A 17,049-nucleotide genomic window follows, 5' to 3' on the forward strand; every position below is an offset into this window, starting at 1 on the left:
TCTCTATGAGGCATCTGGTTTATTGTCGTTGGCGAAAAAGTTGGAAGGAAGATTATATAAAACCCCTTGAAGATGGAAATAATTAGATGGTCCAAGTTTATAAACAAGCCGGACGAAAAATCACGTTCGCTGCATTTTAACCTATTTTCTCCGGAGGAACCATCTATGCCTACCCTAACGGAACAACTCAACGAGCGCGCGCACGAGCTCGCGCTCCAGCAACAGATCAAGGCCGCGGCCGGAAGGTCCGGTTATATAAAAAAACAATTCGACGCCGACATCGCCAGCATCCGAGCTTTCGTCGCTTTGCTTCAGGACGAACCGGTCGGCTGCGGTCAGCAAGCCGAGGAATGGCTGCTGGACAATGCGGAATTCATCGAGGAACAAGCGCTGAACGTGAAGATGCATCTGTCAGAGTCATCGCTCATCCGTCTGCCCCGGCTGCGCGGCGAAGAACGGTTGCGTATCCATGCGCTTTGTTTGGCGTATCTGGATCAAGTGGACGGCATACTGGACGAGGGGACGCTTCTGGCATTCCTAGGCGCTTATCAGGAAATTTCCGTGCTGACGCTGGCCGAGACCCGGTTTATTCCGATCATGCTCAAGGTCTCGCTTATCGGGAAGATCGCCGAATCCATGGCGTTGGTTCGGGATAGGCGGGAAGTATGCAGTCAAGTTCAGAGGCTGCTAAATCAGATTGAACCGACTAGCCTAAACGCCGAAACGATTGGCATGGCGCTTGAGCAAGCAGGACAGACCCAGCCGTTGTCCGGTCCATGGGCCGCGCATCTCATCAGCCATTTGCGGGAATGGTCTGGCGATTCGGCTGCCGTACGCGAATGGCTCGTTTGCACGTACGAGAACGGCTCCGACGATCTTGACCGAATCGTCACGTATGAAGCCAAGCTTCAGGTCGCTTATCAGGTAAAAGCAGGCAATCTCATTACGAGCCTCCGCAGCAACGAGCGCAGGAACTGGGAGGATCTGTTCGAGGCGATCAGTCTGCTCGATCGCACCATGCGCGAGGATGTAACGGGGATTTACCCCCGCCTGGATACATCCAGCAGGAACGAGATCTTAAATCGGATCGCGAATTTGGCGAGACGCCTGCGAGTGCCCGAGAGTCTCGTCGCGTCGCATTCGCTCGCGCTTGCCAAGCAGGAATATGAAAAAGAGCCTGCCCGTCCGGTACGGATAGAGAATAAAGTTACGGGTCAAGAGCATCCGCAGGAAGAGCTAATGCGTCAAGCATTCGCAGCGTATTACCTCTTCGAGCAGGCAGGCGTTAACCGCTTGATGCAAACGTTGAAGCAGTGCAGCAAAGTGAGGAACATGCCGGCAAAAGGTTTGGCCAGAAGCGCGTCCATGAATTATTTCTCCTCTCTGCTGGCACTGTTCGTGCTGCTGCTGGTCGCCGCGGCGGCTTGGGTCATCGATTGGCACACCTTATCAAGCGCCGGCATTGCGGCAGTATGCCTTGCTCTTCTGTTCCCCGTTAGCGAGTGGGTCATGACGGGATTGAACTTCGGAATCGAGCGCATCTGTCGGGCCAAGCCCCTGTTGCGGTTCGACTATTCGAGCGGGATTGCGGCCGAAGCTGCGACGATGGTCGTCATACCGGCTATATGGTCGACGATCCAAGAGGCGGAAGAGCTTGCCGATCGGCTTGAGGTCCACTATTTAGGCAATCGGGACTCGAATATTCATTACGCGCTGCTGGGAGATTTCGCCGATGCGAGAGAAGAAAGCCTTGCTTCGGACGAACCGCTTATCGCCGCGGTCAAAGCCCGTATCGACAGCTTGAACCGCATGTACGGGGACAGCGGCACAACCTTCCATTACTACCAGCGAGCAAGACAATGGAATCCCGGGGAAGGCACGTTCATGGGCTGGGAGCGAAAAAGGGGAAAGCTGGTCGAGTTCGTGGAATTGTTACGCGGCAGCGGAGATACCAGCTATAAGGTATTGCACGGCGACCGCAAGGTGCTGCCCCGCATTCGGTATATCATCACCTTGGATGCCGACACCCAGCTTCCGATCGGAAGCGCGCAGCGGCTGATCGGTACGATGCATCTACCCTATAACCGGCCTCGCTTAAATAAGTCGGGTACAAGGGTAGTGGAAGGATACGGCGTCCTGCAGCCGCGCATCGGCACCAGCCACGCATCGGCCATGCGTTCCCGGCTGGCTCATTTCTGGTCCGACCCGGGTATTGACCCGTATGCTTTTACCGTCTCCGATCCTTACCAAGACGCGTTCGGTACCGGCATCTTTACGGGGAAAGGGATTTTCGACGTCAACGTGTTCGCTCAATTGCTTGGCGAGCGCATCCCGGATAATACCGTGCTAAGCCACGATTTGCTCGAAGGCGGATTTCTGCGGGCAGCGCTCGTGTCCGACATCGAGTTGATCGAGGAGCATCCTTCCACCTTTCTATCTTTCCAAAAACGGATGCATCGATGGGTTCGAGGGGACTGGCAGCTGCTGTGCTGGCTCCGTCCTAAGCTTTGCGACCGGCACGGGGAGCTTCAGCCGATTGATCTGTCTATGCTTACCCGTTGGCAAATCATCGACAATTTGCGGCGCAGCCTGCTGCCAATCGCGCTGTTCGTGCTGTTCGCGCTTGCTATAACCGTTTTGCCTGGTTATCCGGCGCGCTGGCTGGGGCTATTGTTCCTCACGTTGCTGCTGCCCTTAATCAGGCAGCTAGCCAACATGAATCCGGCAGGTATGCATCCAAAGTACGTGTTGTCGACATTGATGCTGGTCGGCATTGAATTCTGGACGCTACCGTTTCAGACTGCCGTGTTGCTGGATGCCATCTTCAAGACGGTCTACCGCATGGGAATCAGCAAGCGAGGGATGCTCGAATGGACCAGCTTCTCGCAGACGGAACGCAGCCAAATTCAAACGAAGCGCCGCATGATTCTCGGGGACAGAGGGGGCTACTTGCTGATCTTGCTGTTTGCGGCCGCGGCAGTCCTGCAGCCGAGCAGCCCCCTTATGTGGTTCGGATTGGCCCTTTGCCTCTTCTGGGCGCTTGCTCCGATTGCGGTACGCTGGCTGGATCAACCCGTTCTCAAACCGGAGAAGCCGCTCGAAGCGGCCGACGCGGAGCAGCTGCGCACTTTGGCGAAGGAAATTTGGCAGTTTTACGAGGACTTTGCGGGGAAAGAGGATCACTTCCTTCCGCCGGACAACGTGCAGATCGAGCCTCCGAACGGTGTAGCGCACCGAACTTCACCCACCAATATCGGGTTCCTGCTAACGGCAGCCATAGCCGCGAGGGAGCTTAATTTCATCACAACGCCGATGCTGGTGGAACGGCTCGAGCGTACGGTCGGCGTGATTGAGCGGATGGAGAAGTGGAACGGACATTTGTACAATTGGTACGACACCTCGACGCTGGAGCTGCTTCGACCTGCCTATGTCTCCACGGTCGACTCGGGTAATTTCGTGGCCAGCCTGATGACGGTCAAGCAGGGGCTGCTTCGCTGGCTTCAAGAGGACGGGTGGGGCAAAGGTTCCCGGCAGCGGGGGCAAGCTCGATTAGCAGCAGCCGCCTACAGCACGGAATTTGCCATCGAACTGGATCGTATCCATCCGGAGGAAATCTACGACGCGCGGCAAGAAGACCGGCATGCCAAGCAAGATGAGCAGCCGCACGAGACAACGGCTTGGATAGGCCAAGGATATGAGCTTGTCGACCGCTTGGAACGGTTAATCGTCTCAACGGATTTCCGACAGCTCTACGACGACAAGGCTAAGCTGTTCGTGCTTGGTTACCATGCCGATTCGGGTCAACGGGAAACGATTCTCTACGATTTGCTCGCATCGGAGGCCAGGCAAACGAGCTTCGTAGCCATCGCGCTCGGTCAAATCTCGGTCTCCCACTGGCTGGCGCTTGGCCGCACGGCCAAGAAGCAGGGTGGCCAAGCGACGCTGATCTCCTGGTCCGGCACGATGTTTGAATACATGATGCCTTGGTTGATTATGCGAACGTATCCTGGAACGGTATGGGACAGTACTTACCGAGGCGTCGTGCAGCGGCAGATCGATTACGCCGAAGGACTCAGCGTGCCTTTCGGCATATCGGAATCAGGCTATTACGCGTTCGACTATCAGCTGAATTATCAATACCGCGCCTTTGGCGTGCCTGGGCTAGGTTTCAAGCGCGGGCTCGAGGAAGACACGGTCGTAGCGCCATACGCCACGATCATGGCGCTTCCGTTCGCGCTGCGCGAAGGCTTGCGAAATTTGAAGCGCTTGGATCAGCTCGGCATGCGGGGACAATACGGCTATTACGAGGCGATCGACTTCACCGCCCGCCGTATGCCGCAGGGAGAATCTTACAAGATTATCCGCAGCTTCATGGCGCATCACCAAGGCATGAGCCTGCTTACGCTGGTCAACATGCTTGTCCCGTCCTGCATGATCGATTATTTTCATGCCGATAAACGCGTTCAGGCAGCCGAGTTGCTGCTGATCGAGCGGATCCCGCCCAAGTCGGCCCTCCTCAATCGGGAGCTGCCGGGAAGATCGAGAAGCGGCGGCGAGACCAAGCTGCCGCAGAATGACACGCTGCGCGAATTCTCGGAAGTGCCGGCGCCTTTACCCGAGGCGAACGTACACGGGAACGGTTCGATAACGACAGTCCTGACGGAAACCGGCAGCGGCTTCATCCGGTATAACGGGCTGGATCTGACGCGCTGGCGGGAAGATCCGGTGATGGCTCCTTGGGGAAGCTTCATCTATGTTCGGGACGTGGAGAAGAATGTCTGCTGGTCCCCGTCTTATCTGCCATGCCGCAAGAAAGCGGATCAATCGAGCGTGCAGTTTAGGAAGGAGCGGACGACGTTCCTACGGGAGGATGACGGGCTATTGACCAAGCTGGAAGTGACCGTATCGACCGAGCATAATGCGGAGCTGCGCCGGCTGACGTTGACCAACGCGACGCAGGAGGCCCGAATTATCGAAGTAACGACGTATATGGAGCTGGCCATGGCGAGGCACGACGCGGACAAGGCTCATCCTTCCTTCACCAAGCTTTTCGTCGAAACGGAGTTCGCTTCGGAAGCGCAGTGCCTGCTGGCCCGCAAACGCCCGCGCAATGATGACGAGGCGCCGTTATGGGCATTCCACACGCTGCAAGTTGACGAGGAACATGGAGGAATTGAATTCGAAACCGACCGCGCGGCCTTCATTGGCAGAGGGCTTACGCTTGCCAATCCGCGCGGACTAACCGCTCGGCTTGCAGGCACCTTCGGTGCTGTCGCCGATCCGGCGTTTATCATGCGCAGGCGAGTGCATATAGCACCCGGCAGGCAGATCAGCCTGACAGCCGTAACCGGCGCCGCCGAGAGCAAGGAGCAGGCGCTAGTAATCGTTTCGCAGCTTTCGTCGGCCCCACAGGCAGAACGTTCATTCCAAATGGCTTGGACACGAAGCCAAATCGATCTGCAGCATTTCCACATGAGCGAACAGGATGCGTCCGCTTACCAGCTGCTGGCCGGAAGAGTCCTGTTCGCATCGCCGCTCCGGCCAGAGCAGGAGGAAAGCATCGCCGAGAATAAGAAAGGGCAGCCGGGTCTATGGGCGCATGGCGTCTCCGGAGACAGACCGATCGTATTGGCGAGCATCGCCGAAACGTCGAGCCTGCCGTTCATGAATAAACTCCTAATCGGCTACGAATATTTGCGCCGGAAAGGATTGAGCTTCGATCTCGTCATCTGGAACGAGTCCCCAGGCGGCTATCAGCAGGAGCTCCGCGATGCGCTGCAACGGATGATCGAGCTGAACGTGCATAATCCAAACAATGGCGCAGGCGTGCATATCGTCGCGGCATCCGAGCAATCCCACGAGGACAAGGTTCTGTTGTTCGCCGCTGCGCGGCTGCTGCTGCATGCCGGAGGACCAAGCCTGAGAGCCCAGCTCCAACCTCGTGATTTCGCACGCGCCGGGCAAGTTCCCGAACTGGCGCCCGTTGCGACGCCAGACCTCTATTCCGACAGCCCTTCGCGCACCGAGAGCGAGGGTCTGTTCTTCAACGGGTATGGAGGTTTCTCGGCGGATGGCGGCGAGTACCGGATCGTGCTGCGCAATGGGCAGCATCTGCCCGCGCCGTGGATCAACGTGATTGCGAACGAGAAATTCGGCTTCCTGGCCTCGGAGCTGTACACCGGCCAAACCTGGTGGAGCAACAGCAGGGAATGCAAACTGACGCCATGGTCCAATGATCCCGCCCTGGATCCGCCTGGCGAAGCTGTGTATATACGGGATGAATGGAGCGGCGAATACTGGGGCATGACGCCATCCCGAAAGCTGGAGTCGAAAGCGGTGTATACGGTATCGCATGGACAAGGCTATTCGCGCTACGAGCACGAGAGTCACGGTCTGCGGCATGAGATGACGGTGTTTGTCCCTCTACAGGATCCCGTTAAGATCATCAGGCTCCGCTTGAGTAATGATACAAGCGAAGCTCGGAAGTTATCCGTGACGTACTACGCCGAGTGGGTGATCGGAGTGAATCGCGAGGATAACGCCTCCAACATCGTCACGGAATGGGATCCTAAGCATCATATCCTGCTTGCGCGGAACAGCTATCAGGACACGTTCCGCAACGCGACACCGTTCCTTGCCATGCATCCGCGGACATCAGAGCCGAGCCAGTCTTGGACGGGAAGCCGGCTTTCGTTTATCGGGAGGGAAGGCGACTACGAAAATCCTGCAGCAATGCGCAATGCCCATCTTTCGGGGGAGACGGGACCGGTGCATGATGCCTGCGGAGCGGTTCAAGGCATCGTATCGCTCGAACCCGGCGAGGAAGGCGTCGTCTATATCTTGCTTGGCTGCGGCGATTCCCGCGAATCCGCGGCTCAGCTTGCCCAACAGTACGGTGTAGCGGACGCATGCGAACAGGCTTATCAGGATGCGCGAGACTTCTGGAAAGACGTGAACGGCACAATCCAAGTTGATACGCCTTCGGCCGAAATGGATATTATGCTGAACAACTGGCTGCTCTATCAATCGCTGGCTTGCCGGATGTGGGCGCGTACGGCATTCTATCAGGCGGGAGGGGCCTTCGGGTTCCGCGATCAGCTTCAGGATTCCTTATCCATGCTTCACGCCCGCCCGGAAATGACGAGGGCGCAGATCATTCGACATGCCTCGCATCAGTACCGCGAAGGGGACGTGCAGCATTGGTGGCACGAAGAAACGCACCGCGGTATCCGTACGAGATTTTCGGACGATCTGCTCTGGCTGCCGTATGCAGTTGTCCGTTATCTGGAGCATACGGAGGATGAAAGCATACTAACGGAAATAGCCCCCTTCCTGCAGAGTGAGCTGCTAAAGGAGGACGAGCACGAACGTTACGAGGAGACGGTTGTGTCGGAGGAGAACGGTACGATACTCGAACACTGCTTCCGCGCGATTGATCGGGCGCTTCGCTTCGGCGAACACGGGCTGCCGCTCATGGGCATCGGTGATTGGAATGACGGAATGAGCAATATCGGTCCTCTTGGACGCGGCGAAAGCGTATGGCTGGGCTGGTTCCTGGGCGAAGTCCTGCGCGGCATTGCCGGAATCTGCGAAAGGTATGGCGAACAGGGACGCGCGGAACGGTACTTGAACGCGCGAAGCAAGCTGGAGAAGGATATGCAGGAGGCAGCCTGGGACGGAAATTGGTACCGCCGCGCGTTCAACGACGCCGGCGAATGGCTAGGATCCGTCCGCAACGCGGAATGCCGCATCGACGCCATCGCCCAATCCTGGTCGGTCATCTCCGGCATGGCGCCGAAGGAGCGCGCGCAGCAGGCGATGCTCTCCTTCGACCGGGAGCTGGTCAACAGGCATCTTGCCATAGCGCAAATTCTGACGCCGCCGTTTGACAAGACCAAGCCCAGCCCGGGCTATATCCAAGCCTATCCGCCAGGCATTCGGGAGAATGGGGGCCAGTATACGCATGGCGTCATCTGGAGCATTGTTGCGTGGAGCATACTCGGGGACGGGGACAAGGCGTTCGAGCTATTCCATATGTTCAACCCCATCACCCACACAAAATCGTCGTTTGACGCCCGCACTTACGTCGGGGAGCCTTATGCCATGACGGCTGACGTCTATACGGAACACCCGCATCGCGGACATGCGGGCTGGACGTGGTACACCGGTGCTGCGGGCTGGATGTATCAAGCGGGCACTGAGTGGATTTTAGGGCTGAGGAGAAGAGGACAAAAGCTGCTGATCCAGCCTTGCATCCCAGCGGAATGGCCGGAATTTACCGTTACGTATACGTACAAGCGCACAGCCTACCGGATCACCGTCCGCAATCCGTCGGGCAAATCCGGCGGCTGTACGGCATTGCGAATCGACGGAAAAGAAGCCGATCTCAGCTTGAATCTTATTGGCGAAAGTCCGTTTATCACGCTGGAGGACGACCAATTGGAGCACGTGATCGAACTGACTTTATAGCTCGCTTGCAGGGAACATGAAAAATGCCTGCACCACAACGAACGATGTAACGAAGGGGCCGCAAACTTGCGGCCCTTTTTGTATATCCGGGCGATCTTGACGCATTACAGCACATAAGTGTCTCAAAATGAACTCTAAACTGTACTTTTACTCCCTTTACACCGAATTATTGATCTGCTAGTATAACTAATTGTTAACCTTCTTACTAGTAGTTAGGTTAACAATTAAAAATAAAGTTGGTGAACACAATGCTATCAGATTACGAAAGACTTGCTCATCTAAACAAGGATTTTTTGTGGAATCCTTTTACTCAGATGAAAGATTACCTATCCTCTGACCCTCTTATCATTGAACGCGGCGAAGGAATCAGACTGTACGACGTGCAAGGACGTGCTTATTATGACGGGTTCTCATCCGTCTGGCTTAATGTACATGGCCATAACGTGCCGGAGTTAAATCAGGCGATTACGGATCAGTTAAGCCGGGTTGCTCATTCAACCTTGCTCGGAATGGCTAATAGACCCGCAATAGAACTGGCAGAGAAGCTGGCGGGTATAACGCCGAAAGGTTTAAATAAAGTTTTTTACTCTGATTCCGGAGCAACCGGAGTTGAGATCGCAATAAAAATGGCGTTTCAATACTGGCAGAATAAAGGAGTTAAAAATAAAAAGGCTTTCATCACAATGAATCAGGCGTACCACGGGGATACGATCGGGGCTGTGAGCGTCGGCGCGATTCCGCTCTATCACGAAGTTTTCCGTCCTATGTTATTCCCTTCGCATATCATTCCCTATCCTTACGCTTATCGCTGCGAAGGCGGCGAGAAGATGGCATTGGAAGCAACGTTAACCACCCTTCGCAATCTGCTGGAGACACGCGCGGAAGAAATTGCGGCGCTTATCGTGGAGCCGATCGTTCAAGGTGCCGGCGGCATCGTTACGATGCCGCCAAGCTGTCTGCGCGAGATGGCTGCGTTGTGCCGAAAGCATGACGTGCTGTTGATAGCCGACGAGGTGGCAACCGGATTTGGCCGGACAGGCGCTATGTTTGCTTGTGAATTGGAAGATGTAAGTCCGGATTTGATGGTAATCGGAAAAGGACTTACCGGAGGCTATTTGCCAGTGGCAGCGACGCTTGCAACGGATGAAGTCTATCAAGCCTTTTACGCCGACTATGAAGAGCAAAAGACTTTTTTCCATGGGCATTCCTTCACGGGCAACCCGCTTGGCTGCGCCGTTGCTTTGGCTAGCTTAAAGCTTATGGAAGAGAACAAGATGATTGAAGGGATAGGAGCAAAGGCAGCATTTGTCGAGCAAAAATTCGCAAAGCTCAAGGACCGGCCGCATGTCGGGGATATTCGGCAAAAGGGGCTGATGGTAGGCATTGAACTCGTCCGAAACAAGGCTTCACGCGAGCCCTATGAGTGGAAGGAAAGAATAGGCGTTCGCGCTGCCGAGCGGGCCAGGGAGCTTGGGATGCTGACAAGGCCGCTTGGCAATGTGATGGTCTTTATACCTCCGCTTGCCAGTACGGAAACCGAGCTGGATGCGATGACCGATATTTTGGCGAAATCCATTATTGACGTCACAGAAGGTGGTTAAACGGATGAACAAAGCTATTGCTAAAAGAGCTCTATCCGGTTTATTCGTGACGGGCACGGATACCGGAGTCGGAAAAACAATCGTAACGGCTGCTATTGCCGCAACGCTTCGTGCCGAAGGGCTGAACGTTGGGGTATGGAAGCCCGTGCAATCCGGTGAAAGGATCGGCAGCGGAATGACCGATGCCGAAAGACTATTGCGTCTTGCGGGGATTGAGGAACGACCTGAAGTCGTTGCTCCTTATTCATTCGAAGCCCCGCTAACTCCGATGCTCGCTGCCAGGCAGTCTGGAGTAACGCTCACGTTAAGAGAGCTTATCGCCGCGGGAGAACCGCTCTTTCATCGTTATCAAGCTTTAATCGTGGAAGGTGCCGGCGGCGCAGCGGTACCGCTCACCGAAGATGCCTTCGTGGCAGATTTCATTGCGCAGCTCCGAATACCGGCGTTGATCGTAGCCCGATCTGGACTTGGTACGATTAACCACACGCTTTTAACCGTTTCCTATCTTCAGCAGCTCGGAATTCATATCATTGGCGTCATTATGAACGATATCGAGAACACCGAGATGATTAATGATCCAAGCATTGAAACTAACGCAGTGCTTATTGAAAGGTACAGCGGACTTAAGGTCCTGGGGAAATTGCCCCGTTTGCATCATGCAGTGAAGCCGGAAGCGTTGATACCTATTTTTCAAGAAAGTGTTGAGCTCGCGCCTATCAGAGACGCAATAGCATTCCAATGCATGGAAGGATGATTGAGATGGACAACATTTTGGCAACTACGAAGTGGCAAGTTCTTGCCTCCAAAGCGCTTAACGGTGAGCTCCTGACTAGAGAGGAGGGGCTCTCCATACTCGATGCCGACGATGAGGAAGTGCTTCAGATCATGGATGCCGCATTTAAGGTCAGAAGACATTTTTACGGAAAAAAAGTGAAGCTGAACATGATCATTAACGCTAAAAGCGGCCTTTGCCCCGAGGACTGCGGCTATTGTTCGCAATCGATTGTGTCGACGGCGCCCGTCCGTAAATATACGATGCTCGATAAAGAAACGCTGCTTGCCGGTGCAAGGGAGGCTATGGCTCGCAAGGCCGGGACCTATTGCATCGTAGCAGCCGGGAGAGGACCAACGGAAAAGGAGCTTAACCAAGTCGTTGACGCCGTTCAAGAAATTCGGGCGACGCTGCCGCTGAAAATTTGCGCATGCCTGGGCATTCTCAAAGATGATCAAGCCAAACGGCTTGCCGAGGCCGGTGTTCATCGTTACAACCATAACCTCAATACAAGCAAAGCCAACTACCCTTCAATCACCACAACCCATACTTATGATCAGCGTGTCGAAACCGTTGAGAAGGTAAAAACATACGGTATGTCGCCTTGCTCCGGCGTTATTGTCGGCATGGGCGAGACGAACCAGGAAATCGTTGAAATGGCTTTTGCGCTACGTGAGCTCGGCGCGGATTCGATCCCGATCAATTTCTTAAACGCCATACCGGGGACTCCTCTGGAGCATGCAGGCCGCACCTCCTCGATGAAAGCTTTAAAGGTATTAGCCTTATTCCGATTGATTTGTCCATCCAAAGAGATCCGGGTAGCAGGCGGCCGCGAGGTAAATTTACGAACCTTGCAGCCTTTGTCGTTGTACGCCGCAAATTCCTTGTTTGTTGGCGACTATTTAACGACGGCTGGCCAAGAAGTGTCGGCCGATCACCAAATCATTGAAGATTTGGGCTTCGAAATCGAGTTGAACGCACTGTAAGGCGGTGACACCATGGAATGGATGGAAAAGAAACTTCAATTATTGTCAGATGCATCATTGGAGCGTTCTATGCATAACAACGATATCAACCTTGAAACTCCCGGTTACACGGTGCGCGGCGACCGAGCATTGCTTAATCTTTCCTCTAATAATTATCTTGGGCTCGCAGACCATCCGGCGATTATCGAGGCCATGAGGGAAGCCCTTCTATTCGAAGGCGCCGGCTCAGGGGCTTCGCGTCTAGTTACCGGCAACCGGTCGCTCTACGGCCGGCTAGAGCAAAAGCTGGCGGAGTGGCAGAGCTGTGAGGCTGGGCTCGTTTTCGCGAACGGTTTTATGGCTAACACGGGAGTAATTGATTCGCTAGTTGGCCGCGGAGATGTCGTTTTTAGCGATCGTTTAAACCATGCAAGCATCGTAGACGGAGTCATCCTTAGCCGTGCGGAGCATGTTCGGTACCGTCATAATGACATGGAACATCTGCGGTCATTATTAAGCAAATACCGCGATCGCCGGCGAAAGCTGATTGTAACGGATACGGTCTTTTCCATGGATGGCGATAAAGCTGACTTACGCGAACTCGTTGCTCTAAAACAACAGTTCGGCGCGATGCTCATGGTGGACGAAGCGCATAGCGGGGGGATTTACGGAAGACGAGGCGAGGGATTAAGCCATGATCTCGGACTGCAGGATCAAGTCGATATCCATATGGGGACGTTCAGCAAATCATTTGGCGTTTATGGCGCTTATGTATGCGGCAGTCGTACCTTGATTCGGTGGCTGGTTAATCATGCCAGGACGCTTATCTATTCGACGGCTTTGCCGCCTTCTCTCGTGGCCGGAATTTCCAAGGCATTAGAATTGGTCATTTCGGAACAGTGGCGCCGGGAGAAATTGTTCGAAGCAACCCGATTATTTCGTTCTTCGCTTCGTCAATCCGGTTTCATAATCGGCGATGGCGACTCTCCAATCATACCGCTAATCGTGGGTAATAATGATGCTGTTTTGCGTTTCAGCCGTGAGCTTGAAGCGAAAGGGATCGCAGCGGTTGCCATTCGTCCACCGACCGTTCCTGACGGCACAGCCCGCCTTCGATTTTCGTTATCAGCCGTACATTCGGAAAAAGAACTGATTAATGCCGTTAACTGCATTCGCGCCATCGGTCATCAAATGGGGGTGCTGCGATGACTGTATTTTATAACAACTGTACTATCTTGTGGTTGACCGGATGGAGTATAGCGGATTCCGTATTCGACAGTTTGCGCGAGGCGTTACCGGAGTATCATCATATGACCGTTAATTATTGCGAAGCGGATACACAGGAGAAAATGATCTTTCTTACTGAGACAGCGGCAAAAAAAATAAAGCGTCCCTTGTTAATCGGAGGCTGGTCCCTTGGCGGTATGTTGGCATTAAGACTTGCAGCCATGGGATTAACGGACGGCCTTTTGTTATTTGCGGCAACTGCTCAATTTACTCGTCCCAGGGGAGAATCCGACCGCGGATGGGCGGATGCCTATGTAAGGCAGATGAGTGCAGGACTCGTGAAAGAACGGGAAGCGGTGGAAACAAGGTTTCGACGAATGCTGTTTACAGAAATGGAACGAGAGACGAAGATGGATCAGCTTCTCCCTCCTCACGGTATATGGTCGGATCGGGCATTAATCGCCGGGTTGCAAGTTTTACGGGAAGAGGAAGTCCTGTCTCGATTGAACCTTATTCGTTGTCCGGTTTATTTGGTTCATGGCACGGAAGATGAAATATGCCCGTATGGAGCAGCATTGGAGCTTGCTTCATTACTGACTCAGGCTAGACTAGATTCGATTCCTTCTAGCGGTCATGTACCGTTTCTGGGGAGGGAAGAGGAAATTGCAAAACGATTCAGGAGTTGGTGGCATGAACAATCGAACGACGGCAATTCAACGTCAATTTAACCGAAGCGCAGAGGGTTCCTATGACTTTCATGCCGATGTACAGCGTATTATGGCAGATCAACTTGCAAAGTCGCTCATAGAGTGGAGTAGCATGGGACATGCAGCGGAACCAACAATACTGGAAGTCGGCAGCGGTACGGGCTATTTGACTGAACTTTTGCTGAACCGGTGGCCTCACGCCTCGATTACGGCGTTAGATCTATCACCCGCAATGATCAAAGCTGCGAAGCAGCGCTTGCATTCAAGACAATCGGCGGACATACGGTTTCTTCAAGCCGATGCGGAGACGTGGGCTGCCGAAGCTCCATCAGATTCCTTCGATCTCATTGTTTCCAATGCGTGCTTTCAATGGCTAGGTCATCCAAGGCCAACGCTTATTCACCTGAATAGGATCCTTCGAAAGGGTGGGGCGCTGGTATTCACGACATTCGGGCAAGAAACGTTTCAAGAGCTTCATCAAGCATTTGCTGAAGTTTATCATGCAAATAGACTTGAGCCGCAGCGCCACGGATTATCCTTTCTATCACCAATACAATGGAACGAAGTTCTTAAAGTAGCCGGATTTTCTACTATCTACTGCCAGCAGGAGACTCAGAAGGAAACGTATGCCTCGCCAAGAGATTTCCTTCAATCCATAAAAGCAATGGGTGCCAGTCATTCTAAAGCAGTCCAAACAGGCGGGCTAAGCACCCGGAAATTGTTCTCTGAAATGTATAACGTTTATGAGGAGAAGTTCAGCACGAAGGACGGTGTCGCTGCTACGTACGAATGGCTTTTGATAAAAGCAAAATGAACCATTCTTACCCACTGCAGCCGGTTTAGAAAGGAAGCGACAAACGCAGCCTCCGCCTTGACATTGACAATGGAACGGGCACTTCGTATGATCAGACTAGAATTGTAAAAATTTGAAAATCGGGGTGCGGATGAAATGGCGACAGTAGACTGGGCGAACAAAATTACCGAAATCACATTGTTTGTGGAAGATTTGCAGCGGTCGAAGGCATTCTACCAAGAGACGTTCAAACTTGACATTATTTATGAAGATGAAAACTGCGCGGTGTTTGATTACGGTAATACAAGTATCAATCTGTTAGATCAATCGAATGCCCGCGAGTTGATTGAGCCCGCGCAGGTGGGCAGCCGCGGGGATGGCGCGCGCTTTCAATTCACGATTCAAGTGCCAGACGTCGACCGGGTATGCGATGAACTGGAAGCGCAAGGCGTTAAGTTAATGAATGGACCGATAACGCGTCCATGGGGACGGCGGACGGCTTGTTTTGCCGATCCGGACGGGCATGTGTGGGAGATCGCTCAGGTGCTGTAATGAATAAATAGATGACTAAGAAAGGGCAGCCTTAATTTGCTGCCCTTTTTTTGCTTTGCAAAAGCCATTGGCCCACGGAACAGTAGAGTGGAATCCAATCATATTGTGCCGTTCGAGGCCTATTTACTATTAGAGCCAACGAAAACTGGCAGTATTACATCTATTTGCAAATAAATCGCAACAAATGAAATGTTATTACGTCTTATTTTCAGAAGCAATTGGAATAAACTAGGGGGAGTTCCATGAATAAAGATCGATTTCGCTACAGTTGTTTTCACTGATAACAAGGTAGAAGAAGTCGCAGCCCAATTAAAGCCTGGGTACACCAGTATAGTAACCGGCGAAGCACATACATATACTTACTGAACTTTTTTAACGAGAAATTGAGGTGATGACATGCAATTAAACTGGCTTTATTCGTGGAATGTGGTGGATGTAGCTTCAGGATTGCTTGGTTGGCTGGCAGTGATTGGTCTGCTAATTCGTCAAAGCAGAAAGCAAGAGAGGAAGCTCCCGATCTGGAAGGTGCTGCTCGCTGCACTCGCCGGCTTATTTTCGTTTTCATTCAAAATCCCTTTGCTCGGACAGAACGTGAATATCGCACTGTTGCCACTTGGCCTCTGGGTCCTGTATCTCTTTTTACGAAATCGTTCTTGGCCGGACTATCGTAAATTTGCTTGGATTGGCTTCGCGGCAAACTACTTATTTCTGGCGATGGCACTGCTTGCCGGATTCATACAAGGTTCTTTATACGACAGAAATGATCCATCTACTTACTTGGCCCATCTGGAGAAAGCGAAGCTCGTTGCCATACATCCGTCAGCAAGGGAGGCAACCTTCGAAGAAAAGCTATTCGCGAATACGCTGGGTGAAGTAACGGCTGCCGATATGTCGGATACGCTGGAATGGCATTATGAATCGGTACGCGAGGACGGTGCTTATTACCGCCAAGAACGGTTTCCTTACGCGCTGCTCGGAGCAGAAGCTCGCTGGGGGAGCGGTCTGCATGCGGTCGTTTACTTGGAAGCCGACGGAATGGGATTGTTGCTCGCTACACAGGATCGTTATTACTACTACCGATCTGAGAAGCCAATGTTAAAGTGGGGTGGAGGACAATGAGAGGAAGAAGACTTCTGATACTTCTAGTCCTTATAATCGTGGCTGCGGTGATCATTTTCTTCCGTACCTATAACGGTAAGCCAAAGCCGTTTCCGAATGCGGATGAAATTACAGCGGCGTTAAACGAATACGATTCGGAAGCCGGCGCAGAAGTTGTACTCGACAGACTTAAACTGGGCGAGAGGCTTATTTTTGTTCCTTTTGTTTCCAGCGAAGGTGATTACGGGATGGGGTTTCTGAAGTGGGAGAAACGGAAGTGGAGGGTGTCCAGAGTGGACATGAGCGGAAGACCGGAAGTAAGAGTCACCGATCACTCTGATCCATCAAGCCGTTATGTCGTTTGGAATATCAATCCAATCGAGAAAGTGGAGGAATTCCGCTTCTACCTCATTCGTGATCGAAATGCCGGTGTGTCGGACCGAGCGAATTATTATATTCCGCGTGTGCAAATGGAAGAGCCCGTTAACGTAACGGAACATCCGTACGGAGCGATGGCATTTCCTGAGGATTGGGCAGGCATCATGCGAGAGGATGACAAGCTCAATAAGGAGACTGAGAATCATGTCATGGACAACATATTCTCGCATAGCTATTCCCGCCCATCCAGGCTGTATGTCGGGTATGTTCCCGTCTACGCCAAAGATGCGCCACCGCTTAGAAGCTCTTCCAAGAGCGGCGATGAGGATACGGAGTTTATGAACATTATGAATGAGACGGATTTGGATTTCGTGCAGTCACAGGGAAGCACAGAGGCTGATTAATGAAAGGCGGATAATATTTTCCTAATATCCTTTTTCAGTAATATTTTAATCATGAAGGCTAACAGGAATATTAATTATTCATA

10 protein-coding genes are annotated in these 17,049 nt (G+C 53.0%); all 10 read left to right on the top strand.

From position 1 onward, the window contains the following. The first annotated feature begins 165 nt into the window (after positions 1 to 165). The 10 genes from EV294_RS19465 (at position 166) to EV294_RS19510 (ending at position 16,966) form a co-directional block, all read left to right on the top strand. Positions 166 to 8,469, top strand: a complete 8,304-nt coding sequence (locus tag EV294_RS19465; RefSeq protein ID WP_132309741.1) for a glycoside hydrolase family 94 protein — start codon at positions 166 to 168, stop codon at positions 8,467 to 8,469. 248 nt (positions 8,470 to 8,717) lie between these two features. After that, complete coding sequence (gene bioA, locus EV294_RS19470; RefSeq protein WP_132309743.1) at positions 8,718 to 10,070, top strand: adenosylmethionine--8-amino-7-oxononanoate transaminase; 1,353 nt, start codon at positions 8,718 to 8,720, stop codon at positions 10,068 to 10,070. A gap of 4 nt (positions 10,071 to 10,074) precedes the next feature. Beyond that, positions 10,075 to 10,824, top strand: a complete 750-nt coding sequence (bioD, locus tag EV294_RS19475) for a dethiobiotin synthase (protein ID WP_132309745.1) — start codon at positions 10,075 to 10,077, stop codon at positions 10,822 to 10,824. A gap of 5 nt (positions 10,825 to 10,829) precedes the next feature. Next, entirely contained in the window at positions 10,830 to 11,828 is a 999-nt protein-coding gene (bioB, locus tag EV294_RS19480; RefSeq protein WP_132309747.1) for a biotin synthase BioB, read from the top strand. A gap of 12 nt (positions 11,829 to 11,840) precedes the next feature. Continuing rightward, positions 11,841 to 13,016 (top strand): 8-amino-7-oxononanoate synthase, encoded by a 1,176-nt coding sequence (bioF, locus tag EV294_RS19485; protein ID WP_132309749.1) that lies wholly within the window; start codon positions 11,841 to 11,843, stop codon positions 13,014 to 13,016. Continuing rightward, on the top strand, positions 13,013 to 13,762 hold the full coding sequence (locus tag EV294_RS19490; RefSeq protein ID WP_132309751.1) for an alpha/beta fold hydrolase: 750 nt from the start codon (positions 13,013 to 13,015) through the stop codon (positions 13,760 to 13,762). The genes bioF and EV294_RS19490 overlap by 4 nt, the downstream gene beginning before the upstream one ends. Then, positions 13,725 to 14,555 (top strand): malonyl-ACP O-methyltransferase BioC, encoded by an 831-nt coding sequence (gene bioC, locus EV294_RS19495; RefSeq protein WP_132309753.1) that lies wholly within the window; start codon positions 13,725 to 13,727, stop codon positions 14,553 to 14,555. Before EV294_RS19490 ends, bioC begins: the two co-directional genes overlap by 38 nt. Before the next feature lie 135 nt (positions 14,556 to 14,690). Continuing rightward, a complete protein-coding gene (locus EV294_RS19500) occupies positions 14,691 to 15,086 on the top strand; it encodes a VOC family protein (RefSeq protein WP_132309755.1) in 396 nt (131 codons plus the stop codon). A gap of 396 nt (positions 15,087 to 15,482) precedes the next feature. Next, positions 15,483 to 16,205: a hypothetical protein gene (locus EV294_RS19505; RefSeq protein WP_132309757.1), complete on the top strand. Its 723-nt coding sequence runs from the start codon at positions 15,483 to 15,485 to the stop codon at positions 16,203 to 16,205. Beyond that, positions 16,202 to 16,966: a hypothetical protein gene (locus tag EV294_RS19510; RefSeq protein ID WP_132309759.1), complete on the top strand. Its 765-nt coding sequence runs from the start codon at positions 16,202 to 16,204 to the stop codon at positions 16,964 to 16,966. The genes EV294_RS19505 and EV294_RS19510 overlap by 4 nt, the downstream gene beginning before the upstream one ends. The last annotated feature ends 83 nt before the right edge of the window (positions 16,967 to 17,049 follow it).

It is taken from the genome of Paenibacillus sp. BK033, assembly GCF_004345425.1.
In the GTDB taxonomy this organism is placed as follows: domain Bacteria; phylum Bacillota; class Bacilli; order Paenibacillales; family Paenibacillaceae; genus Pristimantibacillus.